This window comes from Ensifer sp. ENS07, from assembly GCF_014852185.1.
GTDB classification, from domain to species: Bacteria; Pseudomonadota; Alphaproteobacteria; order Rhizobiales; family Rhizobiaceae; genus Ensifer; species Ensifer adhaerens.
Genome location: NZ_JACVBE010000002.1, coordinates 860300 through 886380, shown reverse-complemented (window position 1 = coordinate 886380; position 26081 = coordinate 860300). Strand labels below are relative to the sequence as shown.

Annotated in this window: 21 protein-coding genes and 1 pseudogene; 10 read left to right on the top strand and 12 right to left on the bottom strand. The window is 64.5% G+C overall.

Annotated elements, in window-relative coordinates; genetic code table 11:
- The first annotated feature begins 144 nt into the window (after positions 1–144).
- A complete protein-coding gene (locus IB277_RS11430) occupies positions 145–939 on the top strand; it encodes a helix-turn-helix transcriptional regulator (RefSeq protein WP_090294351.1) in 795 nt (264 codons plus the stop codon).
- A gap of 54 nt (positions 940–993) precedes the next feature.
- Positions 994–1335 carry a PAAR domain-containing protein gene (locus IB277_RS11425; protein ID WP_192370995.1) on the top strand — a complete coding sequence of 114 codons (342 nt, stop codon included), beginning with the start codon at positions 994–996 and terminating at the stop codon, positions 1333–1335.
- 9 nt (positions 1336–1344) lie between these two features.
- On the opposite strand, the gene IB277_RS11420 is transcribed toward IB277_RS11425, so the two are convergent.
- Positions 1345–2796: a LuxR C-terminal-related transcriptional regulator gene (locus IB277_RS11420; protein WP_090294350.1), complete on the bottom strand. Its 1452-nt coding sequence runs from the start codon at positions 2794–2796 to the stop codon at positions 1345–1347.
- Positions 2797–2976: 180 nt separating this feature from the next.
- On the opposite strand from IB277_RS11420, the gene IB277_RS11415 reads away from it, so the two are divergent.
- Positions 2977–3273 carry a DUF1127 domain-containing protein gene (locus IB277_RS11415; protein WP_127889278.1) on the top strand — a complete coding sequence of 99 codons (297 nt, stop codon included), beginning with the start codon at positions 2977–2979 and terminating at the stop codon, positions 3271–3273.
- 56 nt (positions 3274–3329) lie between these two features.
- On the opposite strand, the gene IB277_RS11410 is transcribed toward IB277_RS11415, so the two are convergent.
- The 9 genes from IB277_RS11410 to IB277_RS11370 form a co-directional block, all read right to left on the bottom strand.
- Positions 3330–4961 (bottom strand): ABC transporter ATP-binding protein, encoded by a 1632-nt coding sequence (locus IB277_RS11410; protein WP_029742611.1) that lies wholly within the window; start codon positions 4959–4961, stop codon positions 3330–3332.
- Positions 4954–5781: an ABC transporter permease gene (locus tag IB277_RS11405; protein WP_029742612.1), complete on the bottom strand. Its 828-nt coding sequence runs from the start codon at positions 5779–5781 to the stop codon at positions 4954–4956. The genes IB277_RS11410 and IB277_RS11405 overlap by 8 nt, the downstream gene beginning before the upstream one ends.
- A complete protein-coding gene (locus IB277_RS11400) occupies positions 5778–6914 on the bottom strand; it encodes an ABC transporter permease (RefSeq protein ID WP_060515884.1) in 1137 nt (378 codons plus the stop codon). Before IB277_RS11400 ends, IB277_RS11405 begins: the two co-directional genes overlap by 4 nt.
- On the bottom strand, positions 6899–8488 hold the full coding sequence (locus IB277_RS11395; RefSeq protein WP_029742614.1) for an ABC transporter substrate-binding protein: 1590 nt from the start codon (positions 8486–8488) through the stop codon (positions 6899–6901). The genes IB277_RS11400 and IB277_RS11395 overlap by 16 nt, the downstream gene beginning before the upstream one ends.
- A 386-nt stretch (positions 8489–8874) precedes the next feature.
- Positions 8875–9657 carry a carnitinyl-CoA dehydratase gene (locus IB277_RS11390; RefSeq protein WP_029742615.1) on the bottom strand — a complete coding sequence of 261 codons (783 nt, stop codon included), beginning with the start codon at positions 9655–9657 and terminating at the stop codon, positions 8875–8877.
- 5 nt (positions 9658–9662) lie between these two features.
- On the bottom strand, positions 9663–11720 hold the full coding sequence (locus tag IB277_RS11385; RefSeq protein WP_090294346.1) for an acetate--CoA ligase family protein: 2058 nt from the start codon (positions 11718–11720) through the stop codon (positions 9663–9665).
- Between the two features lie 7 nt (positions 11721–11727).
- The gene (locus tag IB277_RS11380; RefSeq protein WP_029742617.1) at positions 11728–12888 is read right to left on the bottom strand and encodes an acyl-CoA dehydrogenase family protein; all 1161 of its coding nucleotides are present in this window, start codon (positions 12886–12888) and stop codon (positions 11728–11730) included.
- A 139-nt stretch (positions 12889–13027) separates the two neighbouring features.
- On the bottom strand, positions 13028–14521 hold the full coding sequence (locus IB277_RS11375) for a carnitine 3-dehydrogenase (RefSeq protein ID WP_090294345.1): 1494 nt from the start codon (positions 14519–14521) through the stop codon (positions 13028–13030).
- A 16-nt stretch (positions 14522–14537) separates the two neighbouring features.
- Positions 14538–15440 carry a 3-keto-5-aminohexanoate cleavage protein gene (locus IB277_RS11370; protein WP_090294344.1) on the bottom strand — a complete coding sequence of 301 codons (903 nt, stop codon included), beginning with the start codon at positions 15438–15440 and terminating at the stop codon, positions 14538–14540.
- On the opposite strand from IB277_RS11370, the pseudogene IB277_RS11365 reads away from it, so the two are divergent.
- A pseudogene (locus IB277_RS11365) lies at positions 15409–16520 on the top strand (GlxA family transcriptional regulator). The gene IB277_RS11370 and the pseudogene IB277_RS11365 sit on opposite strands and share 32 nt — an antisense overlap.
- 45 nt (positions 16521–16565) lie before the next feature.
- Here IB277_RS11365 and IB277_RS11360 read toward each other — a convergent pair.
- Positions 16566–17783 (bottom strand): LysR family transcriptional regulator, encoded by a 1218-nt coding sequence (locus IB277_RS11360; protein WP_181432579.1) that lies wholly within the window; start codon positions 17781–17783, stop codon positions 16566–16568.
- Positions 17784–17998: 215 nt separating this feature from the next.
- Here IB277_RS11360 and IB277_RS11355 point away from each other — a divergent pair, with 215 nt between their 5' ends.
- The 6 genes from IB277_RS11355 to IB277_RS11330 all read left to right on the top strand — a co-directional run bounded on the left by IB277_RS11355 (position 17999) and on the right by IB277_RS11330 (position 25593).
- Positions 17999–19537 (top strand): aromatic amino acid ammonia-lyase, encoded by a 1539-nt coding sequence (locus IB277_RS11355; protein ID WP_034792145.1) that lies wholly within the window; start codon positions 17999–18001, stop codon positions 19535–19537.
- An 18-nt stretch (positions 19538–19555) separates the two neighbouring features.
- Positions 19556–20923 (top strand): dihydroorotase family protein, encoded by a 1368-nt coding sequence (locus IB277_RS11350; protein WP_110818690.1) that lies wholly within the window; start codon positions 19556–19558, stop codon positions 20921–20923.
- 65 nt (positions 20924–20988) lie between these two features.
- The gene (locus IB277_RS11345; RefSeq protein ID WP_090294341.1) at positions 20989–22269 is read left to right on the top strand and encodes a Zn-dependent hydrolase; all 1281 of its coding nucleotides are present in this window, start codon (positions 20989–20991) and stop codon (positions 22267–22269) included.
- Position 22270: 1 nt separating this feature from the next.
- On the top strand, positions 22271–23368 hold the full coding sequence (locus tag IB277_RS11340) for a DUF917 domain-containing protein (protein WP_090294340.1): 1098 nt from the start codon (positions 22271–22273) through the stop codon (positions 23366–23368).
- 13 nt (positions 23369–23381) lie between these two features.
- Positions 23382–23711, top strand: coding sequence for a TfoX/Sxy family protein (locus tag IB277_RS11335; RefSeq protein WP_089043411.1), 330 nt, complete (start codon positions 23382–23384; stop codon positions 23709–23711).
- A gap of 223 nt (positions 23712–23934) precedes the next feature.
- On the top strand, positions 23935–25593 hold the full coding sequence (locus IB277_RS11330; protein ID WP_090294476.1) for a urocanate hydratase: 1659 nt from the start codon (positions 23935–23937) through the stop codon (positions 25591–25593).
- A gap of 40 nt (positions 25594–25633) precedes the next feature.
- Here the strand turns inward: IB277_RS11330 and IB277_RS11325 are convergent, their stop codons facing one another.
- A complete protein-coding gene (locus IB277_RS11325) occupies positions 25634–26077 on the bottom strand; it encodes a cupin domain-containing protein (RefSeq protein WP_090294339.1) in 444 nt (147 codons plus the stop codon).
- Positions 26078–26081 lie beyond the last annotated feature (4 nt).

Here is a 26081-nt window from a genome sequence, read left to right as displayed (position 1 = left end):
GTGATGCTTGTTAGGGAAAACCTAGCGTTTGCCGACCGGCACACAATTTCGCGACTTGACGCTTCTTTACGCTCTTTTACGCTACCTGAATGCTTCCTGTTCGACAGGGATTGGAAGCGCGTTGAATGGGGTTCGAAAAGCATCGTGCAGGACATCGACATCTTCGCCGCCAATCTCAAGTTTGCCTGTGCGACGCGACGGTCGATTTCGCAGATCTGCCGCGAAATCGGCATTAACCGCCAGCAGTTCAACCGCTACATCGGTGGCGAGGCGCGGCCATCGGCGCACAATGTGGCGCGCATTGCCCGCTTCTTCGGGCTTTCGGCCGAAGACTTCGCGTTGCCGGCCAAACAGTTCGAGGCGCGCATCACGCGCCCCGATCGGGACCGCTCGGATGCGGGCCTGCTGCTTGAGGGTTTCCCGGGCGACATCGCGGGCCTCCGGCGCCATGTCGGCTACTACCAGACCTATCACGTGTCGCTCTCCTGGCCGGGGCTGGTCGTCTGCTCCTGCGCGCGGATCTACGAGGAGGCAGGCTCGATCCGGGTGAAATCGATCGAGCGCATCCGCGATCCCGCAAACGAGATCCAACAGTTCTCAAAATATGTCGGCCTCGTCACTCTCTGGCGAAACCGCATCTTCATCGCCGAGCGCAGCATCGGGCGCGAGCCGATGCTGGCGCAGACCATCCTTCTGCCGTTCGAAGTGCATCAGCGGGTCTATCTGCGCGGCACCACCATGGGGGTCTCCTGGCGCAAGGAAAACCTGCCTTACGCGTCCCGGATGATCTGGCGCTCGCTCGGGGCGCAGCCGGATCTGCGGCAGATGCTCTCACGCTGCGGCGTGCTGTCCTTCGGCTCGCGGCACCTGCCGCAGACGGTGCGAGCCTTCCTCGATACGCCCGATGCCGAGCTCTTGACCGTGCCGACCGAATATTGAGGCGGCGTCGCCATGTGGTAGGTTTCGCCGAACGCACCGATCGAGGAGGGGATCATGAAATCTGCTTTGGCCGCTATCGCCTGCCTTTGCTTCGCATTGCCGATGTCACCGGCAAAGGCCGAGGAGGCACGGGCGCCGATCCCGTCCTGTGCGCTTTCGGGTGCGCCCAGCGTGATGATCGGCGGGCAGCCGGCGCTCAGGCTTTCCGATGTCGCCAATTGCCCGCCGGAACTCTACGAGGTGGTGCCGAGCATCATGGTCGAAGGCCAGCCGGTGGTGCACTTCCGCGCCGGCAGCGGCGAAAAGGGCGACTGCTCGGCCAAGGGCGAGGCGACGGTGACCTTCGAAGGCGAGGCGGCGCAGAGGGTGGGCGACGTCGATTGCCGGCAGAAGTGACAGCTATCGTCAGACGAGCCTGGCCAACCGGGCACCCTCCCGAACGGCCGAAAGCGCCGGCGGATTGGAGATGGGATAGCCGGCAATGAAGCCCTCGACCGTGAACGACGGGAACTGGCTTTGCAGCCGCGACACGACCTCTGCCGCTTCCTTCATCTCGCCAAGGTACGCGTGTGCCATCGCCTGGAACATCAGTGTGTTCGGCGATTCCTGCGAACTCTTTTCAAGCGCGGACAAGCACGCGCGATAGCGCCCGACGACGAAGAGAACGCGCGCGAACATGCCGTGGTACCAGGGCGGGCCGAGCGGGTTGAGCGAGAGGGCGCGCTCGATGAAGGGAATCCCGTCGGCGGGATCGCCGACGATCAGGGCCTTGGCTCCCGCGAGCAGCGCCAGCGTATCGGCGTTGTTCCTGCCATATTCGAGCGCCCGGGCGTGGGCCTCGGCGGCACCCGCCAGATCACCGATGCAGGCTTTGAAATCGCCGATACAGGTATGGCCGGCCGGATCCGTCGGATCGAGCCGCAGCGCCTCCTCGGCGGCGCTGCGCCAGTTCTTTCTTGCGCTTTCGAGGTCGTCGCCGAAGCCGTTCGCCGCCTGGATGGAATGGGCATAGGCAAGTTCGGTCCAGGCGCGCGCCCGCCCCGGATCGAGCTCGATCGAGCGCGTCAGCAATTGCATGGCGGCGGCGTTGCCATCCGGGCTGAAGCGATTGTGCTGTTCGACGCCCAGCAGGAAGTAGTCATAGGCTTGCAGGCTGCCCGGCGGCTTTTGCCGGCTCGCCTTGCGGCCGATGGCGGCCAGCGTGCCGAAGCAGCCGGCGAGCACGTTGATGACGCTTTCGGTGAGGCTGTCCTGCAGCGTCAGCACGTCTTCCATGGTGCGCTCGTAGCGCTCGCTCCAGAGCGTCATGCCGGTGCGGGTATCGGAAAGCTGGATCGTCAGGCGGACCCGCCGGTCGTCCGCGCGCAGCTGCCCGGTGATGGCATAGGTGGCGCCGACCGCCTGGACGTGGTCTTCGAAGCTTTCCGGCCGGTTGCCGAGCAGCTTCATTGTGTGGAAGGCGATCACGGGCAGATCGGCGAAGCGCGCGAGATCGACGCAGATGTCGGATGACAGCCCGTCGGCGAAACGGCGCCAGCGCTCCTCCGGATTGAGGCTTTCAATGGGAAAGACCGCGAGCGTCGGCGAGGCGGGCTCGGCGTCGCGTAACGGCGCGACCGCCTCGGTCGCCGTCCTGCCGGCCACCATCTGCGCGACCGAGGCGGCAAGCTCGATCTTGTTGCGAACGCCAAGCTTGCCGTAGATCGTCGCCAGATGCGTGCGCACCGTCGACGGCGCGATAAACAGCGCCTCGCCGATTTCGCGATAGGTCAGGCCGGCGGCAAAACGCTCGGCCACGGCGCGCTCGCGGTCTGACAAGGCTTCGGTGGCGACCTGTGGTGTCGGGATACGGTTCATGGCTGCTTCCTGCCATCTGACCGGGCCGTTTTCAATGGCGACATAAGGCAAGGTGCCACAGTGCCTCTTGCGCGTCCAACGGCGCGCGCGGTGCTGCAGGCAAAATACTACAAATGCAGGAGAGGAAAACACAGCAGCTGCGCGATGTGGGACGCGTTCCACGGGCCTAGAGTTCCGACAGTGTTTCAACGCCCTGAGGGGCAGGAAGAGGTGGGAACGGCGATGAGCAGCCTGCTTTCGGGAATGTCCGATTTCTATCACGCCGTTCGGCTTGATCTCAACCAGCCGGCCAAGCATCTGGCCGACAGCCTCGGCCGCCACGATCCCTTCCGGATCCTTGTCGTCTGGGAGGACCGCGTTCGCGTCCGCGAGCAACTTCAGCTCATGGCGGATCAATATCCGGAGCGGCTCAAGGATATCGGGATGACGAGGGCTGAGGTTCGCGCAGAGACGAGCAAGGCCTTCTGGCAACGCTGAGCTTGCCTGACGAAGGCATGAGACGGCGGCACGCGATCGTGCCGCCGTCTCGTTTTTCAGTTGCCGGCGCTTTCCATGCGGCGTGTCTTCAGCACCCGCTCCAGCCAGCCGATTTCCATCTCCGGAACCGACTTCAACAGCAGGTCCGTGTAGTCGTCGAAGGGTGGCGACAGCACCTTCGACTTCGGCCCGAAGCGCACGAGGCGGCCGCGATGCATGACCGCGACGCTGTCGGCGATCGCCCGCACGATGGCGATGTCGTGGGTGATAAAGACATAGGAAACAGCGGTTTCCTCCTGAAGCTTAAGAAGCAGATTCAGGATGCCTTCGGCCACAAGCGGATCGAGTGCCGAGGTGGGCTCGTCGCAGAGGATCAGCTCCGGTTTGGCGGCGAGCGCCCTTGCGATCGCCACGCGCTGCTTCTGGCCGCCCGAAAGTTCGGCCGGATAACGATCGAGGAAACGCGTTCCCATTTCGATCTGGTCGAGCAGTTCCTTGACCCGCTCCGTCTTCTTCTGGCCGTGCATGCCGAAGTAGAAGGAGAGCGGTCGACCGACGATGTCTCGCACCGTCTGGCGCGGGTTCATCGCCGTATCGGCCATCTGGTAGATCATCTGGATGCGGCGGAGCTCGTCGTTGCTGCGGCCTTTCAGCGCCCGCGGCAGCTCCTTGCCCTCGAAGGTGATGCGCCCCTCGGTCGGCGGCAAAAGCCCGGTGATGACGCGGGCAAGGGTGGACTTGCCCGAGCCGCTTTCGCCGACGATCGCCAGTGTCTGGCCTTTCGGCAGATGCATCGAGACATCATGCAGCACCTTGAAGCCGTTGGCATAGCCGGCGCTGATATGCTCGATCTTCAACTGCGTCCCGGTCTGGTCGGCGGCTTCCTCGCGTTTCGTCTGGCGGACGCTGACGAGTGCCCGGGTGTAATCCTCGCGCGGCTCTTCGATGATCTGCTTCGTCGAGCCGTATTCCACCGTCTTGCCATGGCGCAGCACCATGATGTCGTCGGAGATCTGGGCGACGACGGCGAGGTCGTGGGTGATGTAGAGGGCTGCCGTGTGCGTCTCTTCGATCGCATGCTTGATCGCGGCGAGCACGTCGATCTGGGTGGTGACGTCGAGCGCGGTCGTCGGCTCGTCGAAGACGATCAGCTCCGGGTTGGGGCAGAGCGCCATGGCGGTCATGGCGCGCTGCAGCTGGCCGCCGGAGACCTGGTGCGGATAGCGCTCGCCAAAGGTTTCCGGATTGGGCAGGCCCAGCACGCGGAAGAGATAGAGCGCCCGCTTCTTAGCCTCCTCGCGGCTCATGATGCCGTGGCGGAGCGACGCCTCGATCACCTGGTCGCCAAGCCGATGCGCCGGATTGAAGGCGGCCGCTGCCGATTGCGCGACGTAGCAGACGCGGGCGCCGCGGATCGAGCGGATGCCGTTCTTGTCGAGCGTCAGAATGTCCTTGCCGTCGAGCAGGACCTGGCCGCCAGTGATGCGCACGCCGCCGCGGCCATAGGCGAGCGCCGAAAGGCCGATGGTCGACTTGCCGGCGCCGGACTCGCCGATGAGGCCGAGCACCTTGCCCTTCTGAACGTCGAAGGAGACGCCCTCGACGAGGGTGACAACCTTCGGCGGTTCGCCCGGCGGGTAGCTGGTCGCTTCGATCTTCAAGTTCTTGACGGAGAGCATCTCAGGCATCGCCGCGTCCTCCCTTGAGGCTGGAGGTTCTCTTCATCAGCCAGTCGACCACAAGGTTGACGCAGATCGCGAGCGTCGCGATCGCAGCACCGGGGATGAGCGCTGCCGAAATGCCGAAGATGATGCCGTCCTTGTTGTCCTTGACCATGCCGCCCCAGTCGGCTGCCGGCGGCTGGATGCCGAGGCCGAGGAAGGAGAGGGTGGAGAGGAACAGGATCGAGAAGGCGAAGCGCAGGCCGAATTCGGCCAAGAGCGGCGACAGCGTGTTCGGCAGGATCTCGCGGAAGATGATCCAGAGCGAACCTTCTCCACGCAGCCTTGCCGCCTCGACGAACTCCATGACCGCGACATCGAGCGCCACGGCGCGGCCGATGCGGAAGACGCGGGTACTGTCGAGTACCGCCATCACCAGGATCAGGATCCACAGATGCTGCGGCAGGACGGCGAGAACGACGAGGGCGAAAATGAGCGTCGGAATCGCCATCATCAGGTCGTTGAAGCGGGAAAACAGCTGGTCCGTGAAACCACCGACAACAGCGGCGGTGAAGCTCAGGATCATGCCGAGCGAGAAGGAAAGCACGGTTGCCGCAAATGCCACGAAGATGGTGGTGCGGGCGCCATAGATCAGACGCGACAGCAGGTCGCGGCCGAGATTGTCGGTGCCGAGCAAGAAGTCGCCGCCGGCCGGAAGCCAGACGTCGCCGACCACGTCGCGTTCACCGAAGGGGGCGATGACAGGCGCAAAGAGGGCGCAGAAGATCGCAATCGCGATGCCGGCGATGCCGATCCAGGCGCTGAAGGGGATGGATCTCAGGTTCATCGCGGATGCCTCAGTCTCGGGTTGGCGATGATCGCGAGAATGTCGGCCGCCATGTTCAGGAAGATGTAGAAGGCGGCAAAGATCAGACCGCAGGCCTGAACGACCGGCATGTCGCGCACGGTCACCGCATCCACCATATATTGGCCCATGCCCGGATAGACGAAGACCACTTCGACCACGACGACGCCGACCACGAGATAGGCCAGGTTGAGCGCAATGACGTTGATGACCGGCGCCACCGCATTGGGGGCGGCGTGACGCGCGATGATGCGGAACATGCCGAGGCCCTTCAGTTCCGCCGTCTCGACATAGGCCGACGACATGACGTTGAGGATCGCCGCGCGGGTCATGCGCATCATGTGGGCGAGAACGACGAGAACGAGGGTCGCGACGGGAAGCGCGATCGCCGAGAGACGTTCGGTGAAGCTCATGCTGTCATAGACGGTCGCGGGGAAGGTCGCGACGCCGTATTTGACGGCGAAGAACATGATCAGGAGATAGCCGACGAAGAACTCGGGCAGCGAGATCGCCGCGAGCGAGACGACGTTGATGATCTTGTCGGGCAGCCGGTTGCGGAACTGCACCGCCAGCATGCCGAGGCCGACGGCGAGCGGTACGGAGACGAGGGCTGCGAAGAAGGCAAGGAACAGCGAGTTGCCGAGGCGCTTGGAAATCTGCTCGCCGACCGAGTTCTTGCTCGCCCAGGAGGTGCCGAAATCGCCTTGGACAGCGCCGCCGAGCCAGGAGACGTAGCGTTCGGTCCAGGGCCGGTCGAGGCCGAGATCCTTGCGGATGTTTTCGACCGCCTGCGGCGTTGCCGACTGGCCGAGATAGGTGGTGGCGAAGTCGCCTGGAAGCGCCTCGATGCCGCCGAAGATCATCAGCGATACGGCGAACAGAAGGCCGACGCTCAAGCCGAGGCGCTGCAGGATCAGCGCCGCGAGCGGGCGGCGGAAGGTGAAGCGCCGCCAGAAGGTGCCGCCGATTTCACCGTTCGAGGGATTGGTGGCAGGGTTGGGTTTTGCTGGTACTCCGGAAAGTTCGGCAGACCGCGGGTGTGTTGCACCCGCGGTTCCATCCGTCGGAACCGGACCAGTGAGCGGTCCGCTTTCCATCATCATGCGTCCAGCCATACCCGGGTTGCGACATAGCCGTTCGACATGTCGTTGCCGATGTCGTGCACGTAGCCTTTCACCTGCTTGGTGGAGGCGTTCACGAAGTCGTTGAACATCGGCAGGATCAGGCCGCCTTCGTCACGCACCATCATGGCCATGGTGCGGTACATGTCCTTGCGCTTGGCCTCGTCGAGTTCCGAGCGGGCCTCGAGCAGGATCTTGTCGAAATCCGGACGCTTGAAGCGGGTGTCGTTCCAGTCGGCGGTCGAAAGATAGGCGGTGGAGTACATCTGGTCCTGGGTCGGACGGCCGCCCCAGTAGGAGGTGGAGAAGGGCTGTACGTTCCAGACGTTGGTCCAGTAGCCGTCACCCGGCTCGCGCTTGACCTCGATCTCGATGCCCGCCTTCTTGGCGCTTTCCTGGTAGAGCACCGCTGCATCGACAGCACCCGGGAAGGCGACGTCGGAGGTGCGCAGCAGTACCGGACCGCTGTGGCCGGATTTCTTGTAGTGGAAGGCCGCCTTGTCCGGATCATAGGCACGCTGCTCGATGCCTTCGGGGAAGAGGGCGTAGGTGTCGTTGATCGGGAAGTCGTTGCCGACCTTGCCGTAACCGCCGAGGATGCGCTGGACCATGGTCTCGCGGTCCATCGAATATTTCAGCGCCATGCGCAGGTCGTTGTTGTCGAAGGGTGCGGTGTTGCAATGCATGATGAACACGTAGTGGCCGCGGCCGGACGTGTTCAGGATCTCGACCGTCGGCGCCTTCTTCAGAAGGTTGACCGTCTTCGGATCGACGCGGTTGATGTAGTGCACCTGGCCGGAGGAAAGCGCGGCGATGCGGGCCGTGGCGTCGTTCATGGCGATCAGCTCGACCGAGTCCACATAGCCGCGGTCGGTGCGCCAGTCGTCGGCATTCTTCTCGAAGGTGGCACGAACGCCGGCTTCGAAGCTCGTCACCTTGAAGGGGCCGGTGCCGATCATCGCGTCCGGCTTGTCGATGCCGCCGCCCGGCTGGATGATGAGGTGATAGTCGGTCAGAAGCAGCGGCAGGTCGGCATTGCCTTCGGTCAGCACGAGCACCAGCTTGTCGCCGTCGGCCTTGATTTCCTTGATCGACTTCATCACGCCGAGCGCGCCGGATTCAGACTTTTCGTCGGTGTGGCGCTGCAGCGTCTTGATGACGTCGTCGAGCGTCAGCTCCTTGCCGTCGTGGAATTTTACGCCCTTGCGGATGGTAAAGGTCCAGGTCGACGCGTCGGTCGAGGGCTCCCAGGATTCGGCGAGTGCCGGCACCGGCGCGCCGGTCGTCGGGTGGCTTTCGACGAGCATGTCGCCCCAGTTGCGGCCGACGACGAACATGAATTGCGACAGCGCCTTGGCCGGGTCCTTCGAGTCGGTGGCGGCAGCGCCTTCGAGACCGAGTTTCAGGTGACCGCCGCGCTTCGGCTCCTGCGCTGCAGCGCTGGTGGCAAACAAAGTGCCGGCCGTCGAGGCGAGAATGCCGGCTGCTGCCGCGCGGCCCAAAAACTCGCGCCGGTTCATCTTGCCGAGCATGACCTGTCGTGTGAGGTAATCCTTGTAATCGCTCATTCCCCTGTTCCCTTTTCTCGTCGGCATTCGCCGTTCGTTGTGGTTGGTAGAGATTGCTGCGTACAGCCATTGTATCGATGGCTTCGGACTGGGCCGGAGGGCCGCTTGTTTTCTTCCGGGTTCTTGTCTCTCCTTCCTTCTGGCCGGGCGTCCTTCGTTCAGATCGATAAGCGTAATCGCTGGAACTCTTGTTGTAACGCCCTAAATTACAATTTATTTCCATAAGCATGGCTTATGGACACGTGTTTAATGGCGCGCGATGTTGCCCGCGCGTCTCGTCACGTTCCGGTGCCGGTCCATCCGGCTCTGTTGCCTGCGCCGCCAAGGGTTGGCGGTGCTCTTCGAAGCGGGTTGCGGGCGGAAACCGCACGCACTCTCGTTCGGTCTCAGCGCCCCTTCCACACGGGGTCGCGCTTCTCCGCGAAGGCGCGCGCGCCCTCCAGCTGGTCTTCGCTCGAATAGAGAATATCGACGGTTTTGAACTGCCGCTGGGTGATCTTGTTCATGGTCGTCTGGAAGGCTTCGCCCTCGGCGGCGCGGACCACTTCCTTGATCGCCGCATAGACCAGCGGCGGGCCGCTTTCGAGCAGGCGGGCGAGCTCCCAGGCGCGCTCCATCAGTTTGCCTGCCGGCAGGATCTCGTTGACGAAGCCCCAGCGGTGGGCTTCCTGCACGTCGAGCCAGCGGCCGGTCAGAAGCATGTCCATGGCGATGTGATAGGGGATGCGCTTCGGCAGCTTGATCGAGGCAGCATCGGCAACGGTGCCGGAGCGGATTTCGGGCAACGCGAAGGTCGCGTGTTCGGCGGCAAGGATCAGGTCGGTCGAAAGCGCGATCTCGAGGCCGCCGCCGCAGCAGATGCCGTTGATCGCGGCGATGATCGGCTTGTTGAGATCGCGCAGTTCCTGCATGCCGCCGAAGCCGCCGACGCCGTAGTCACCATCGACCGCGTCACCGTCGGCAGCAGCCTTCAGGTCCCATCCCGGACAGAAGAATTTTTCACCGGCGCCGGTGATGATCGCGACACGTAGGCTGTCGTCGTCGCGGAAGTCGCGGAAGATCTCGCCCATGACCCGGCTGGTTTTCAGGTCGATGGCGTTCGCCTTCGGCCGGTCGATCGTGACTTCCAGAATACCGCCTTCGCGGCGTGTGAGGATCGGTCCGGTCATGAGGGTCAGTTCCTCCGGCGAATGAGAGCGTCGGCGGCAACGGCACCCTGACCGTTCGGCAACACCATCAATGGATTGATATCCAGTTCTTCGAGTTTCGAAGCGTTTGCAACGACATAGGATGCCGCTGCCGCGACAGCCGCGGTTAAAGCGGCGTAATCGGCAGCAGGCGCGCCGCGATAACCGTCGAGCAGCTTGCGGATCTTCAGCCCGCCGATTGCTTCCCCGATCGCTTCCGGCGTCGTCGGCAGCGTCAGGATGGCGGAATCATCGAGCAGTTCCACGAGGATGCCGCCGGCACCGATCGTCAAAACCGGGCCGGCGACGGGGTCGCGCATGGCGCCGATAATGAGCTCGGCGACCGGTTTCGCCACCATCTTCTCGACAAGGTACCCGGAGGTGACGGCGGCCATGGCCTTGGCCGCCGCAAGGACGTCCGCGCGGCTCGCAAGGTTGAGCTTCACGGCACCCGCTTCGGTCTTGTGGGCGACGCCGAGGCCTTTCAGCACGACCGGGAAACCGAGCGCTTCGGCAGCGTCTGCGGCTTCTTCGGCGGTTGCTGCGGTCTTGCCCTTCGGCACGGTCAGGCCGGCGGCAGCAAGCTCCACCTTGGCCTCGTGTTCGCTGAGCGTGATGGCTTCACCGGCAGCGGCGACACCGCCATCGTGCAGGCGGGGCGGGACGGGCTTGGCCCAGGCGGTGCCGATCTCGGCGGCCGTCTCGATGGCTGCCAGTGCTTCCTCGATGCCGAAGAAGGGCACGACACCCGCCTTCATCAGGAAGAGGGCGGTGGCTTCCGGCATGTTTTCGCCAAGGCTGGCGACGATGCCGGCGCGGGCACCCGTTGCCCGGGCCGCGTCGATCACCGCATGGCAGGTGGTTTCCCAGTCTGCCGGGTCGCAGCGGTCAAGGCGCGGGAAGTCGAGCACGAGCAGGTTGATCGCGTAGCCGCCCTTCATCATGGCGGTAAAGGCGGTGGTCTGCTTCTCGCGGTTGCCCCAGACGAAGGTGTGGTAGTCGAGCGGGTTGGCGATCGTCACCATCTCGCCGAGCGCATCCTTCAGCGGCTTCTTCTGCTCGTCGCGCAAGGGCCGGTAATTGACCCGGTAGCGCTCGCCGGCATCCGCCATCAGCGAGGCCTCGCCGCCGGAGCAGCTCATCGAGGAGATGTCGTTGCTCTCGAGTGGGCCTGCCACATGCAGCAGCTTCAGCGTTTCCAAGAGCGCCGGCAACGTGTCGACGCGGCCGATGCCGAGGCGGGCAAGAAGCGCCGAGGAGACGCGGTCGTTGCCGGCAAGCGATGCGGTGTGCGACACCGTCGCAAGCTGGGCCGCTTCCGACTTGCCGACCTTCAGCGTCACGACCGGTTTGCCGAGTTCGCGCGCGCGCGTCGCCAGCCGCTCGAGGGCAGCAACGCTGTCGAAACCCTCGATATGCAGGCCGACGGCGGTGACGCGCGGGTCTTCGAGCACGGCGCAGGCGATGTCCGACAGACCCGTCTGCGCCTGGTTGCCGGCGGTCATGACATAGGCAAGCGGCAGACCGCGCGTCTGCATCGAAATGTTGCAGGCGATGTTGGAGGACTGCGTCAGGATCGCGACGCCTTTTTCGACGCGTTGCATGCCGTGTTGGTCCGGCCAGAGCAGGGCGCCATCGAGCATGTTGATGAAGCCGTAGCAATTCGGCCCGACGATCGGCATGTCGCCGGCAGCCGCCACCAGCGCCTCCTGCATGTCGTTGCCGTCGTCAAGCTCGCTTGCCGCCTCGCGAAAGCCGGAGGCGTAGCAGACGGCGCCGCCGGCGCCGCGGCTCGCAAGATCGCGGATGATATCGATCGTCAGCTGCCGGTTGACGCCGACGAAGGAGGCATCCGGTGCGCCTGGCAGTTCTGCCACCGAGCGATAGCACTTGCGGCCGAGGATTTCGGCTTCGCGCGGGTGCACCGGCCAGATCTCACCGGTAAAGCCCATCTTGTCGCATTGCTCGATGACACGCCGGGCTTCCTTGCCGCCGAAGACGGCGATGGTGCGCGGGCGGATGAGGCGGTCGAGGGAGCGTATCATCGGCCGATCACGCTCCCAGAGGCCGCAGCAGGTCGCGGCTGATGATGTGGCGCTGGATTTCAGACGTGCCGTCCCAGATGCGTTCGACGCGAGCGTCGCGCCAGAAGCGGGCGAGCGGCAGGTCGTCCATCAGGCCCATGCCGCCGAAGATCTGGATCGCCTCGTCGGTGACGCGGGCGAGCATCTCGGTGGCAAAAACCTTGGCGGACGCAATCTCGCGGTTCGAGGGCAGGCCGTTATCGAGCCGCCAGGCGGCCGAAAGGGTCAGGAGGTCGGCGGCGTCGATCTCGGTGATCATGTCGGCGAGCTTGAAGGAGACGCCCTGGTTGGCACCGATCGGCTTGCCGAACTGCTTGCGTTCGGCGGCGTAATTCAGCGCATAGTCGAAGGCGCGACGGGCACGGCCGACCGAAGTCGCCGCCACCGTCAGGCGGGTGGCGAACAGCCAGTCGTTGGCGACGTCGAAACCCTTGTGCACCTCGCCGAGGATCTGGGCGGAGGGCAGGCGACAATCGTCGAAGGTCAGGACACAGTTGTTGTAGCCGCGGTGCGACACGGAATTGTAGCCCTTGCGGATCTCGAAGCCGGGCGTGCCGCGATCGACGAGAAAGCAGGTGATCTTCTTTTTCGGGCCGCGCGGCGTATCCTCTTCGCCGGTCGCGATGAAGACGATGACGAAATCGGCGATGTCGGCGTGGCTGATGAAATGCTTCGTGCCGTTGACGATCCAGTCGTCGCCGTCCTTGCGGGCAAAGCACTTCATGCCGCGCACGTCCGAGCCGGCGTCCGGCTCGGTCATCGCAAGCGCATCGAACTTGTCACCTTTGACGGCCGGCAGCAGGTACTTTTCGCGCTGCTCGGCGTTGCAGGCCATCAGGATGCCAGAGGGGCGACCGAAGAAGACGGTCAGGCCCATGGAGCCGCGGCCAAGCTCGCGCTCGACCAGGGTGAAGGAGGTGTGATCGAGACCGGCGCCGCCGACTTCCTCCGGGAAATTACAGCCGAAGAAGCCGATCTCCTTGCATTTGCGGGCGATCTCCTGACCGAGTTCGCGCGGCACTACGCCGGTGCGCTCGACCTCGTCCTCATGCGGATAGATTTCCGTTTCGACGAAGCTCCTGACCGTATCGACGATCATCTGCTGTTCTTCGGTCAGTGCGAAATTCATTGTGTTGTTCCCCTCGTTTTCGCGCCGCTGACGTCGGTGCCGCAAACGATGGCCGCCTCCTCAAGCGTCCTTCGGCTGCGGTTTGCGGCTCCGCCGGAAGGCGAAGCTGCCTGTTGTTGCTGGCCCGCCGCTGTTGCGGTCAGGCGCGCTTCTGGCCGACGAAGCGTCCGGCACCAACGGGCGTCGGCAGTTGCGCATGGGCTTCAGTGATCGCGCGGAGCTTGCTCAGCACCGCCTCGGGTGCCGCGACCGCCTTGCCGGCCTTGCTGTCGACATGCAGCATCATCTGTTCGGCGGTGGCGACGGCCTCGTTGGTTGCGGCGTTGTAGATCGTCGAAAAGATGTGAAGACGCTTTTCGTCCGACGACAGGATCTGGCAGGTCGAGTAGAGCGCCTCGCCGAGCTTGGCTTCGCCAAGGTTCCGGATATGGGTCTCGACCGTGTAGTAGCTGTGACCGTCGCGGACATAGTCGAGGTCGACGCCGATGAGGCGCAGCACGCCGTCGGAGGTGTCGCCGAAGACCTGGAGATAACGGTGCTCGGTCATGTGGCCGTTGTAATCGACCCAGGCGGCGCTGACCTTGGTGTCGAGGATGCGCAGCGGCTTGACGTCGCCGAGGTCGGCTTCCGGCTTCCGGGCGTTGGCCCAGAGCTTGGCCTCGAAATCGGCAAGCAGCTTGCCCGCACCCCAGCCTTCGCCGCCGTTACCGGATTTCAGCGCATGCATGATGCCGACGAGGTTTTCGTCGCGGATGCGTTCGAGCTCGCGGATCGAGCGACCGGCGGCCTGCGCGTCCGACTGGGCTCCGATCTTTTCGACCAACGCATCGTCGAGGTCGACGACGTCGGTGAACTTCGTCCAGGGCCATTTCAGGCAGGGGCCGAACTGGGCGAGGAAGTGGCGCATGCCGGCCTCGCCGCCGGCGATGCGGTAGGTCTCGAACAGGCCCATTTGCGCCCAGCGCATGCCGAAGGAATAACGCATGACGTTGTCGAGCGTTTCGGTATCGCAGATGTCGTCCTGGATCAGCCAGAGTGCCTCGCGCCAGAGTGCCTCGAGCAGGCGGTCGCCGACGAAGGCCTCGATCTCCTTGGCGATGACGACGCCCTTCATGCCGATCTGCTCGACGCCCTGCATGGCGCGCTCGATCGTCGCCTTCGACGTCTTCTTGCCGCCGACGAGCTCGACGAGCGGCAAGAGGTAGACGGGGTTGTAGGGATGCGCCACGAACATGCGCTCGGGGTGGTGCATCTCGGACTGCAGGTCGGAGGGCAAAAGGCCCGAGGTGGAGGACCCGATCAGCGCATCGGGCCTTGCGGCGGCATCGATCTTGGTGATCACGCCGCGCTTCAGTTCCAGCCGCTCCGGCACGCTTTCCTGAATCCAGTCAGCACCTTCGACCGCTTCCTCGATGCTCTTGCAGAAGGTGAGTTTTCCCTTCGGCGGCAACGGCGCCATGGTCAGCATGGCATAGGCGCGCTCGGCATTGGCCATGACTTCGCCGATGATGCGCTCGGCTTCCGGATGCGGGTCGAAGATATTTACGTCGATGCCGGCAAGCGCAAAGCGCGCCACCCAGGCGCCGCCGATGACGCCGCCGCCGACACAGGCTGCTTTGGTGATAAAGCTCATGGTGTCCAGTCCTTGCTCAGCGCTTCGTCAGCTTCAGTTTCTCGCGGACCTCTTTCGGTCCGATGATCTTGGCGCCCATGCCCTCGATGACGCCGACCGCCTTTTCGACGAGCTGACCGTTGGTGGCGAGCTGGCCCTTGCCGATATAGAGGTTGTCTTCGAGGCCGACGCGGACGTTGCCGCCGGCAAGGATGGCTGCTGCCGGATAGGCGAGCGCGTTGCGGCCGATGGAGAAGGCCGAGAAGGTCCAGTTGGCAGGCACGTTGTTGACCATGGCCATGAAGGTGTTGAGGTCGTCGGGCGCGCCCCACGGAATGCCCATGCAGAGCTGGATCAAGACCGGATCCTCGATCAGGCCTTCCTCGACCAGCTGCTTGGCAAACCAGAGGTGGCCGGTGTCGAAGGCTTCGATCTCCGGACGCACGCCAAGGGCGGTCATCTGGCGGGCCATTTCGCGCAGCATCGACGGCGTGTTGGTCATGACGTAGTCGCCGAGCGAAAAGTTCATGGTGCCACAGTCGAGCGTGCAGATTTCCGGCAGACATTCGGCCACGTGGGCGACGCGCTCGGTGGCGCCGGCCATGTCGGTGCCTTTCTCGCTGAGCGGGAGCGGGCTTTCGACGTTGCCGAAGATCAGGTCCCCGCCCATGCCGGCGGTCAGGTTCAGCACCATGTCGACATCGGCAGAGCGGATACGGTCAGTCACTTCCCTGTAGAGATCGAGCCTGCGGGCCGGCGCGCCGGTCTCCGGATCGCGGACGTGGCAGTGGACCACGGCAGCGCCGGCCTTGGCCGCCTCGACCGCCGCTTCGGCGATCTTTTTCGGCGTGATCGGCACGTGGCTGGACTTTGAAACGGTGTCTCCCGAGCCGGTGACGGCACAGGTGATGAATACCTCGCGGTTCATGCTGAGCGGCATTGCTGTCTCCCTTTTATTGCGCCCATTACGAGCCAAGAAAGACCGCGCTGCTTTTCATTATCGGCTTCATTCTATACATTATCGGCGACAGAGTGGAGAAGTTTGGGCATGGATCAGAACGTTTCGCAGGTGCAGCACGTCGATGTCCTGGTGCTGCCGGAGACCAATCTGATCCTCGTTGCCTCGGTCATCGAGCCGATGCGTGCCGCCAACCGCATTGCCGGCCGCCCGCTCTACGACTGGACGATCTACAGCCCCGACGGTGCGCCGATCGAAACGAAGAGCGGCATCCCCATTCCGGTCTCCGGTATCTTCCGGCCGCAGCGCGAGACGTCGCCGCTTTTCATCCTCTCGAGCTACAACTGGCAGCGCAGCGCCACTTCGCAGCTAAAGATGCTGCTCTCGCAGACCGCGCGGCACCGCGAGCTGATGGCCGGCATCGAATCCGGCTCCTGGCTGCTTGCCGAGACCAGCCTGCTCGACAATTTCAAGGCGACGACCCACTGGGAGGATTTCGAGGATTTCACCGCCGCCTACCCGCAGGTGACGATGGTGCGCGAGCGCTTCGTCATCGACGGCAAGCGCATCACGACCGGTGGCTCGTTGCCGACGCTCGACCTGATGCTGGAGCTGATCCGCCGGGCGCATGGCTATTCGCTGGCACTCGAAGTCTCCCGCCTCTTCATCTACGAGCAGGAGCGCACCCGCGGCGATCTCCTGCAGATGCCGACGATCGGCAACATGCGCATCCTCGATCCACGCGTCGGTGCCGCCGTCAAGCTGATGGAGGAAACGGTGGAAGCGCCCTTGACGCTCGCCAGGCTCGCCCGCCGCATCGGCGTCAGCACCCGGCATCTGCAAGATCTCTTTCGCGACACGATGGGCGTTGCGCCGCACGAGCACTACCTGGCGCTTCGTCTCAATGCAGCGCGGCGCAAGGTGATCGAGACGCGGATGGAATTTGCCGACATTGCCGCGATCTCCGGCTTCAACTCGTCGTCTTCTTTCTCGCGCAGCTACAGGGCGCACTACCGTGAAAGCCCGAGCGAAACGCGCAGGCGGCTGAAGCTGAAGAGCTGAGCGCGCGCTTCAAGTATCGATTCAAGCGGGAATTTCAGAGTCGTTTCAGGCGTTTGGCGGCCGATGATCAGGAACTGATTCCGCCGGCGGTCTCGTCTCGGCGCTCATCTTCATCATCGAAATCATCAACTCGCCGATCTCGGCGGCGAAGGCGCCGCGCGGCCAGACGAGTGTCAGCGACTGCCGATAGGCGGGGCCGAGCCGGATCATGGCTGGCGGGCGATGCACGCGGGCGAGCGAGGATTGCGGCAGCACCGAGAGATAGCCGTGCTGGCGAACGAGGTTGATGATGACGGGGATGGAATCGACCTCGACGAGGGTGATGCGCCGCCGTTCGGCTTCATCAAGCGTGTCGTCGAGGAAGCGCGCGGCCTCGCGGCGAAGGCCGCTCCGGACGCTCGGCACCGCGATCGGGCAGGCGGCGAGCAGCCGGGGCAGGTTGCCGCCCAGTTCCGAAAGGGCGGAGGCTGGCCCCGCCAGCACCAGCGGCGTCTGCGACACCAGCCGGCCCTCACAGTCGGCCGGGATCTCGGCGACATCGAGCAGCGCGGCATCGAACCGTCGGCTGCGAAGGCCGACGAGCAGTTCGTCGGCCGTGGTGCTGGAAATGAACAGTGGTTGGCGCGGGCGGGCGCGGTGCCAGTTTGCCGTCAGGGCCGCCAGCATGCGGGCGATCTCGCTTTCCGGACCAAGCGGCATGACGGCGCCGAGCCGCCAGGTGGCGACGTCGCGGCGAAAGCGGTCGGCAGAGGCGTGGGTCAGCCGCGCCCAGATATCGAGCAGGGCCTCGCTGAGCGGAATGATCCGCTCCGCGGTTGGCGTACAGAGGACCCCGCCATGGGAGCGTTCGAACAGCCTGGTGCCGAGATGGCGTTCGAGATCCGCCATCTGCCGCGTCAGTTGCGGCTGGCCGAGGCCGAGCGCCTTTGCCGTGGCACGGATGCTGCCGGAGCGGGCGATGCGCACGAAGCGGTCGAGCGCGACGAGGCCGATCGGCGGCACGGGGGCGGTCGTCTCCCGTCCGACGCCTTCCAGGATGGCGGTGATCTTGCCGGTTGCCTCTTCGACGTCGACGGCGCGCGCGCGCGCTTCGAGCGTAACCACCAGCGCTGTTTCTTCCCGACGGAAAAGCGGCATGGAGATCGCCTGCTCGAAGCGCTTGACCGCGGCGCTCACGCTCGACGGCGCCCGGCCGCAGCGAGTTGCGGCGCGGCGAACGCCACCTTCACGAAGCACCGCATCGACCAACGCGATCGTCGCCATATCCATTCCAATGACCCCGGACGTGGCACCTTCACCAGGTGCGTTCTGAAATATGCATCACCCGTTCCGGATTTGGGATATAGCATGGATGCGCGATAAGCGCATAGCATGCATGAAGCACCCCGGCGTTTTCGAGCGTCGGGTGCGAGACATCAGAGCATCCGCGCACCGTTTCGAAACCGAAGCGCGCTCGGCGCGGAAGGATATTTATCGGCATGCTGTATCAGGTCAAAACCACCGTTCTCTGCGGGAAACCGCTGGACTTCGCGACGCTCGAGGATATCGGGGCGGGAAGGGCGCGACCGGTGGCCGACGACGGCGGCATGGAACGGGTGGCGGCCGCCCACAAGGTGGTTGCCGAACGTGTCGCGATGGGGCTTCCCGTCTACGGCTCCAACACCGGCGTCGGCTCGATGAAGGACCGGCTCTGGACCGCCGACGATCTCGCCGAATTCAACAATGCGCTGGTCAGAGCCCACCATTTCGGCACCGGCGAATTCTTTGCGCCGGCGATCGTACGCATGGCGATCGCCATCCGCGTGAACACCGCGATGCGGGGCCACACCGGCTGCAGCCCGGACCTGATCCGGGCGTTTCTGGCACTCAGCGAGCACGACATCATTCCGGCCGTGCGCCGCCACGGCTCCATGGGCTGCGCCGATATCGGGCTGATGGGCCAGATCGCCTCGGTGCTGACCGGTGTCGGCGAGGCCTATTACCAAGGGCGCCTCGTTTCGGCCGATACGGCGCTTGCCGAGGCGGGTCTCAAGCCGTTCGTCATGCAGCCGCGCGATGCACTGGCGGCTCTCAGCGTCAACGCCATTTCCTTTGCCGCTGCCGTAAACGTGCTGCGCGAGGCGGCGGCCGCGATCCGCGTGTTGCTCGTCACCGGCGTCATGTCGTCTCAGGCGCTTGGTGCCTCCGCCGACCCGTGGCGGGTGGCCGCGACGCTCTCGACCCGCGGCGAGGCGCTGGTCGGCTCCTGGCTCTATGGCCAGTCCGGCATTTCCGACTGGCCGTTACCGACGGCGATCCACGATCCCTTGAGCCTGCGCATGACCGCCCAGGTCTTCGGCGCGGTCGTCGATACGCTGCTGGTCGCCGCCGGCCGGCTGGTGGAGCAGACCTATCTCTCCGACGACAACCCTGTTGTCATCGGCGGCCAGGTCCATTCCTCCGGTGCATCGCTGCCGCTGACGACGACGCTCTATATCGAGGCGGCGCAGATCGCCTTTTCCCATGCGGCGCGCAACGTTTTGAACCGCTGCATCCTGCTGTCGAACGGCGGACGCCGCAATCTCTCGGTCAATCTGGTGGCGCCGGGGGAAGTCGCGACCGGGCTCGGGCCGCTGATGAAGCTTGCGGTCGAACTCTATATGCGCGTGCAGTCGCTCGCGGTGCCGCTTTCGGCGCAGTCGATCGTGGTTGCCGGCGGTCTCGAAGAAGAGGCGACCTTCCTGCCGCTGATCGTCGAGCGCATGGAAACCCAGGTGCGCGATCTGCGCCAGCTCGCCGCGATCGAGGCGATGCTTTCGGCCCAGGCGATCGATCTCGTCGGCGACCAGCCGCAGGGGATCGTCAAGCGCGCCTATGACCAGACCCGTTCGGTCAGCCCCATGTATCTCAAAGACCGGCCGCTCTCGAAGGAGATCGAGGCGCTGCAGGATGCGTTCACCTGCCACGACCTGTTGCGCTCCTTCGTCGCTCTGGCGCCGATGCCGGAATTCGATGACTTCTTCGCGCTCGACAAATAATCCGATTGGGAGAGCAGCATGTCCGATTTCGATCTCGTTCTGAAAGGCACCGTTGTTCTCCCCGAAAGGATCGTCGAAGGCGGCCACGTGGCGGTGCGCGACGGCAAGGTGGTGCATGTCGGGCAAGGGGCTGCACCCGCCGCGCGGGAGTGGCATGATCTCGGCAACGCGCTGATCCTGCCCGGAGCCGTCGACGCGCAGGTCCATTCGCTGTCGCAGAAGAACCAGGAGGATTTCCTGTGGTCGACCCGTTCGGCGGCGGCCGGCGGTGTGACCACCATTGTCGACATGCCCTATGACGAGGGCAATCTCGTCTGCTCTGCCGAAGCCCTTCGCCGCAAGATCGACCATGCGGGACCGCAGGCGCGCATCGACTTCGCGCTCTATGGCACCGTGGACCCGGAGGAGGGACCGGCGCGCATCGGCGAGATGGTGGAGGCGGGTGTCGCCGCCTTCAAGTTCTCGACCTTCGGCACCGATCCAAAGCGCTTTCCCCGCATTCCGGCAGCCCTTCTCGAAGACTGCTTCCGGGCGATCGCGCCGACCGGGCTTTCAGCCGGCGTCCACAACGAGGATGACGAGGCGGTGCGTGCCGCGATCGACAAGGTCAAGGCGGCTGGCATCACCGACTACCGCGCCCATGGGCTGTCGCGTCCGCCGCTGACGGAACTGCTCGCCACCAACCAGATCTACGAGACGGGTGCCGCCACCGGCTGCCCGGCGCATGTGGTGCACTGCTCGCTCGGGCGCGGCTATGAGATTGCCGCCGCCTATCGCGCCCAGGGCTACAAAGCGACGATCGAGTGCTGCATCCACTACCTGACGCTCGACGAAGAAAACGATGTTCGCCGTCTCGGCGGCAAGGCCAAGATCAACCCGCCGATCCGGCCGCGCGCCGAGGTGGAAAAGCTCTGGCGGCACGTGGCCGACGGCACGGTGACGATGGTCTCTACCGATCACGTCAGCTGGTCTGAGGATCGCAAGACCAATCCGGACATGCTGGCGAACGCATCTGGCGTGCCGGGGCTCGAAGTCATGGTGCCGCTCTTCGTCAAGGGCGCGCTGGAGCGCGGCATTCCCTTGACGCGCGCAGCCGAGCTGATGACGCTGAACCCGGCCAGGCATTTCCGTCTTGATCATCAGAAGGGTGCGCTGGAACCTGGAAAGGATGCCGACATCATCGTCATAACGCCGGAGCCCTATGTCTATGATGCGGCCGAGAGCGGTCACAACGTCGTCGGCTGGTCGCCCTATAATGGCATTAGACTGCCCTGGCGGGTTTCAGCGACCTATCTGCGGGGCAGGCTTGCCTTCGATGGTCGCCAGGTTTTGGCCGAGCCGGGCGCGGGACAGTTTGTCCGGCCGCTCGCCACTTTGGCTCTGTAAAGCGGAATGCGGAAAAGTGCGTGCGGTTTTCCGCCCGCATCCCGCATCGAGATTTAGGAAATGTGATGAGCAAGACCGCCCACAAAGTTCCGGCCAATCTGCCCGTCAATGCCAGCCGCATTGCCGGCATCATCAACGGCCTGGCAGGTATCACCGAGCCGGACCGGCCCTACACACGCCGCGCCTTCACGCCGCTGTTCCTCGAGGGCCGGGCCTTTCTCGACCGGCGTTTTCGCGCGGCCGGGCTTGAAACCCGCATCGACGCCGCCGGCAACCTGATCGGCCGGCGCAAGGGGAAAAAGTCGGCGCTCGGCACCATCCTGCTCGGCTCCCATTCCGACACGGTGCCGGATGGCGGCCGCTTCGATGGCATCGCCGGCGTGGCGGCGGCGCTCGAAGTGGCGCGCGCGCTTTCCGACAACGGCATCGACCTCGACCACGATCTGGAGATCGTTGATTTCCTGGCCGAGGAAGTGTCGATCTTCGGCGTTTCCTGCGTCGGCAGCCGCGGCATGGCGGGCGTGCTGCCCGATGGGTGGCTCAGCCGCACGCAAGGGGATCTGAGCCTCAGGCAGGGTATCGTCGAGGTGGGCGGTGACCCCTCCAGGCTTTCCGGCTCGAAACGCTCCGACATCAAGGCCTTCCTCGAACTGCACATTGAACAGGGGCCCATACTGGAGACTGGGCGGCTCGATGTCGGGGTGGTTACCGCCATCTCGGGCATCACCCGCATCGAGATCATCGTCGAGGGCCAGGCGGACCATGCCGGTACGACTCCGATGGGGCACCGGCGCGATGCGCTGGTTGCCGCCTCGCATCTGGTGCTGGAGATCGAGCGGCTGGCGACGGAATTTTCTCACGGCGACGGGCATTTCACCGCGACGGTCGGTGAATTCTCGATCGAGCCGAATGCAGCCAATGTGGTGCCGTCTCGCGTCCGGCTGCTGATCGATGCGCGTGCCGAGCTGCGGCCGCAAATGGAGCGGTTCCTGGCAACGCTCGGCTCCCTTTGCCAGGGTGTCGCCGAGGCGTCGGCCGTGACGATCCCGCCCGCCACTGTGATCTCGGACAACCACCCGACGCCGGGCGATCCGCTCCTGCTTTCAACGCTCGAAGAAAGCTGCGATGCGATCGGCGCCAAGCATCGGCGCATGGCCTCCGGCGCCGGTCACGACACCGCCTGGATGGGACGCATCACCCGTTCGGCGATGATCTTCATTCCCTGCCTCGGCGGGCGCTCGCATGCGCCGGAGGAATGGGCCGAAAACGACGATATCGCGCTCGGCGCGGCCGTTCTCTTCGATGCGGTGAAGCGACTCGACAAGAAATTGCAGGAGAAGGTGTGAGATGGGCCGGATACTGAAGGAAAAGGATGTCGAGGCAGCGGTCAAGGGCGGTTCCGTCTATGCCGCCGGGGGCGGCGGCTGGGCGGATCATGGTCGTATGCTCGGCTATGCAGCGGTCTCGATCGGCAAACCCGAGCTCGTCTCGATCGACGAACTCGAGGCACAGGACTGGGTGGCTACGGCCGCCGCGATCGGTGCACCGGCCTCGACCACGCCCTGGGAGATGCGTGGGGTCGATTACGTCAAGGCCGTGGAGCTGTTGCAGGAGGCGCTCGGCGAGAAGCTCTCGGGGCTCATCATCGGCCAGAACGGCAAGTCCTCGACGCTGAACGGCTGGCTGCCGTCGGCGATCCTCGGCACCAAGGTGGTGGACGCGGTCGGCGACATCCGCGCGCATCCGACCGGTGACATGGGCTCCATCGGCCTTGCCGGTTCGCCCGAGCCGATGATCCAGACGGCGGTCGGGGGAAATCGCGAGGAAAATCGTTACATCGAGCTGGTGGTGCGCGGCGCCACGGCCAAGGTCTCGCCGGTCTTGCGCACCGCCTCCGACATGTCCGGCGGCTTCATTGCCTCCTGCCGCAATCCGGTCAGGGCATCCTATGTGAAAGCCAATGCGGCGCTGGGCGGCATCTCGCTGGCGCTGGCGCTCGGCGAGGCGATCATCGCGGCGGAAGCCAAGGGCGGCAGCGCAGTGATCGACGCGATCGTCAAGACGACCAATGGCGCGATCCTCGCCGAGGGCACGATCACCGACAAATCGGTCGTCTATACCAAGGAAGCCTTCGACATCGGCACGGTGACGCTGGGGAAGGGCGCTGACTCAACGGTATTGCACGTGATGAACGAATACATGGCGGTTGACTCTGCGGAAGGCACGCGGCTTGCGACCTTCCCCGACGTCATCACCACGCTCTCGCCGGAGGGCGAGCCTTTGAGTGTCGGCCAGCTGCAGGTGGGCATGAGGATCTTCGTGCTGCATGTGCCGAAGACGGTCATCCCGCTGTCCTCCAGCGTGCTCGACCCGTCGGTCTATCCATCGGTCGAAAAGGCGATGGGCATCGAGCTTGCCCGCTACGCGCTTTCCGGCCGTAGCTGACGGGAGCAGGGTGATGGCGCGCGATGCAGGGCTAGAGGAACTAATCCGCGAAGAGCTCGGTGACCGCGCCGGGCTTTCGGAAAAGGCCATGTTCGGCGGCTGGGCCTATCTGCTTCAAGGCAACCTGCTACTTGGCGCGCGCGAGGGCTCTCTGCTCGTGCGCCTCGGCAAGGGCAATGACGGCTGGGCGTTGGCGTTGCCGGATATCGAGCTGATGGTGATGAACGGACGGGCGATGCATGGCTGGGTGCGCGCAGCGGCGGATGCCTATGGCGATGATGCGCTGCGCCGGCGGTTGCTTGATGGGGCGATCGCGTTCGTCGAGACGCTGCCGCCGAAGTGAATGAGGCTCGCTGCCTCGGCGGCGAGCCTCATTGGCCGCTCTCGCCAGTGCGTGTCGGGCCGTCACCACCCGTCGCCACAAGCATGAGAGGCGGCGACTTGCGCGTGCCACGAATGCAAGGGAGCAGGGATCTGCCCCCGCCATAAACGAGAGGCAGCGACCTCCCGTCGCCATGAATGCGTGGGGCAACCACCCCGCCGACAAGACAAAGAGGAACGAGACGATGCCCAAGGCCAATCCCCGTCATCCTGGTTTTCCCATCCCCGGTGGACCGGAGCTGCGCGCCAAGGGCTGGCGGCAGGAAGCGCTGCTGCGGCTCCTGGAAAACGTGCTTTCGGTCGGCGAGGATCCGGACAATCTCGTCGTCTATGCAGCACTCGGCAAGGCGGCGCGCAACTGGCCGGCGCACCGGGCTATCGTCAAGACGCTCATCGAAATGGACGAGGACCAGACGCTCGTCATCCAGTCCGGCAAGCCGGTGGGGCTCTTGAAGACCCACGCCAAGGCGCCACTCGTCATCATGGCCAATTGCAACATTGTCGGCCAATGGGCGAAGGCCGAGGTGTTCTATGATTTGCAGCGAAAAGGGTTGATCTGCTGGGGCGGGCTGACGGCCGGCGCCTGGCAATATATCGGCAGCCAGGGCGTGATCCAGGGCACCTACGAGATCTTCATGCGCATCGCCGAACGCCGTTTCGGCGGCGATCTCTCCGGGCGTTTCGTGCTGACGGCTGGGCTTGGCGGCATGGGCGGCGCCCAGCCGCTTGCCGGCCGGATGGCGGGGGCGGCGATCCTCTGTGTCGATACCGACGCGGAGCGGGCGAAGAAGCGCCGGGAGATCGGCTATCTGCAGGAGATCGCGCCCGATCTCGATACTGCGCTCTCGATGATCGACGCGGCAGTGAAGGACAAGCGGGCGCTCTCCGTCGGCCTCGTCGGCAATGCGGCTGAGATCTATCCGGAGATCGCCCGGCGTGGCATCGTGCCCGACGTCGTCACCGACCAGACGTCAGCGCATGATCTCGTCTACGGCTATGTGCCGAAGGGCATGAGCCTCGACCAGGTGAAATCGCTGCGCGACGACGGCCAGGGGCAATTGATGGCGGCGAGCCGCGCCTCGATCGTCGAGCACGTCAAGGCGATGCTCGACTTCCAGCAGAAGGGCGCGGAAGTCTTCGACAACGGCAACCTCATCCGTACCCAGGCGCGCGAGGGCGGCGTTGCCAATGCCTTCGACATCCCGATCTTCACCGAGGCCTATCTGCGTCCGCTCTTTGCCCGCGCCATCGGCCCCTTCCGCTGGATGGCGCTTTCCGGCGAGGAGAGCGACATCGCCCGGATCGACGATCTGCTGCTCGACATGTTTCCGCACAACCGCATCGTCACCAACTGGATCAGGCTGGCGCGCCAGCATATTCCCTTCGAGGGCCTGCCGGCCCGCATCGCCTGGCTCGGCCACGGCGAACGCACGGCGCTGGCGCGGTGCGTCAACGAACTGGTGGCATCTGGCGAACTCAAGGGCCCGATCGCGTTTTCCCGCGACCATCTCGATGCCGGCGCCATGGCGCATCCGAACATCATGACCGAGCGGATGAAGGACGGCTCGGACGCGATCGCCGACTGGCCGCTACTCGACGCCATGCTGCTCTGCTCCTCCATGGCCGATCTCGTGGTCGTCCATTCCGGTGGTGGCGGTTATGCCGGCTACATGACGAGCTGCGGCGTGACCGTTGTTGCCGACGGCACGGTCGAGGCCGACGAGCGCCTCGACTATGCCCTCACCAACGACACCTCGCTTGGCGTCATCCGCTATGCGGATGCCGGCTATGACGAGAGCCTTGAGGAGATCGCCGCCAAGGGCATCGGGCATGTGAAGGTGTAAGGACCTGGCGGCGGCTTTGCCATAAGCGGTTTTGCACCTGTCACGGCACTCTGGAATCCATTTCAGGATAAAGAACAACGCTCTCCTGCGCGGTTGGCTCGTTGCGCGCCCCGATAAATACGGCTGGTTGGTCAGCTCGATTAACGGCCACGTGCAACACGTTGGCGGGGATGTACAGATAGTCTCCTGGGTGCATCACATCCCGGTGCTGGAGTTCATCGCCACTCCATAGTTCCAGCTCTTCGCCGCTCAACATGTAGAAGGCAGTTTCGTGGCGCTCATGCACATGCGCCTTGGTGCGCTTTCCAGGCGGTATCGTAGCGATACCGAGCCACAGTGCGGTGGAGCCAACCGACTCTGCACTGATGCCGGGCAGGTAATCGGGCCCCTGTTCAGCCCGGTAACCGGCGTCCCCTTTGGATACGAGGGCCTTGCTCCGCGAGAATCCTGGACGCGCGTCGGTTCGTTCTTCTGAAATCGTCATTTTT

What these genes read in the sequence shown, in the direction of transcription:
- IB277_RS11420 (WP_090294350.1), bottom strand. Translation starts at nt 2,796, where the DNA reads ATGAACCGTATCCCGACACCACAGGTCGCCACCGAAGCCTTGTCAGAC.
- IB277_RS11400 (WP_060515884.1), bottom strand. Translation starts at nt 6,914, where the DNA reads ATGGCTGGACGCATGATGATGGAAAGCGGACCGCTCACTGGTCCGGTT.
- IB277_RS11340 (WP_090294340.1), top strand. Translation starts at nt 22,271, where the DNA reads ATGGGCCGGATACTGAAGGAAAAGGATGTCGAGGCAGCGGTCAAGGGC.
- IB277_RS11345 (WP_090294341.1), top strand. Translation starts at nt 20,989, where the DNA reads ATGAGCAAGACCGCCCACAAAGTTCCGGCCAATCTGCCCGTCAATGCC.
- IB277_RS11385 (WP_090294346.1), bottom strand. Translation starts at nt 11,720, where the DNA reads ATGATACGCTCCCTCGACCGCCTCATCCGCCCGCGCACCATCGCCGTC.
- IB277_RS11350 (WP_110818690.1), top strand. Translation starts at nt 19,556, where the DNA reads ATGTCCGATTTCGATCTCGTTCTGAAAGGCACCGTTGTTCTCCCCGAA.
- IB277_RS11425 (WP_192370995.1), top strand. Translation starts at nt 994, where the DNA reads ATGAAATCTGCTTTGGCCGCTATCGCCTGCCTTTGCTTCGCATTGCCG.
- IB277_RS11370 (WP_090294344.1), bottom strand. Translation starts at nt 15,440, where the DNA reads ATGCCGCTCAGCATGAACCGCGAGGTATTCATCACCTGTGCCGTCACC.
- IB277_RS11330 (WP_090294476.1), top strand. Translation starts at nt 23,935, where the DNA reads ATGCCCAAGGCCAATCCCCGTCATCCTGGTTTTCCCATCCCCGGTGGA.
- IB277_RS11405 (WP_029742612.1), bottom strand. Translation starts at nt 5,781, where the DNA reads ATGAACCTGAGATCCATCCCCTTCAGCGCCTGGATCGGCATCGCCGGC.
- IB277_RS11355 (WP_034792145.1), top strand. Translation starts at nt 17,999, where the DNA reads ATGCTGTATCAGGTCAAAACCACCGTTCTCTGCGGGAAACCGCTGGAC.
- IB277_RS11395 (WP_029742614.1), bottom strand. Translation starts at nt 8,488, where the DNA reads ATGAGCGATTACAAGGATTACCTCACACGACAGGTCATGCTCGGCAAG.
- IB277_RS11375 (WP_090294345.1), bottom strand. Translation starts at nt 14,521, where the DNA reads ATGAGCTTTATCACCAAAGCAGCCTGTGTCGGCGGCGGCGTCATCGGC.
- IB277_RS11335 (WP_089043411.1), top strand. Translation starts at nt 23,382, where the DNA reads ATGGCGCGCGATGCAGGGCTAGAGGAACTAATCCGCGAAGAGCTCGGT.
- IB277_RS11380 (WP_029742617.1), bottom strand. Translation starts at nt 12,888, where the DNA reads ATGAATTTCGCACTGACCGAAGAACAGCAGATGATCGTCGATACGGTC.
- IB277_RS11390 (WP_029742615.1), bottom strand. Translation starts at nt 9,657, where the DNA reads ATGACCGGACCGATCCTCACACGCCGCGAAGGCGGTATTCTGGAAGTC.
- IB277_RS11360 (WP_181432579.1), bottom strand. Translation starts at nt 17,783, where the DNA reads ATGGCGACGATCGCGTTGGTCGATGCGGTGCTTCGTGAAGGTGGCGTT.
- IB277_RS11325 (WP_090294339.1), bottom strand. Translation starts at nt 26,077, where the DNA reads ATGACGATTTCAGAAGAACGAACCGACGCGCGTCCAGGATTCTCGCGG.
- IB277_RS11410 (WP_029742611.1), bottom strand. Translation starts at nt 4,961, where the DNA reads ATGCCTGAGATGCTCTCCGTCAAGAACTTGAAGATCGAAGCGACCAGC.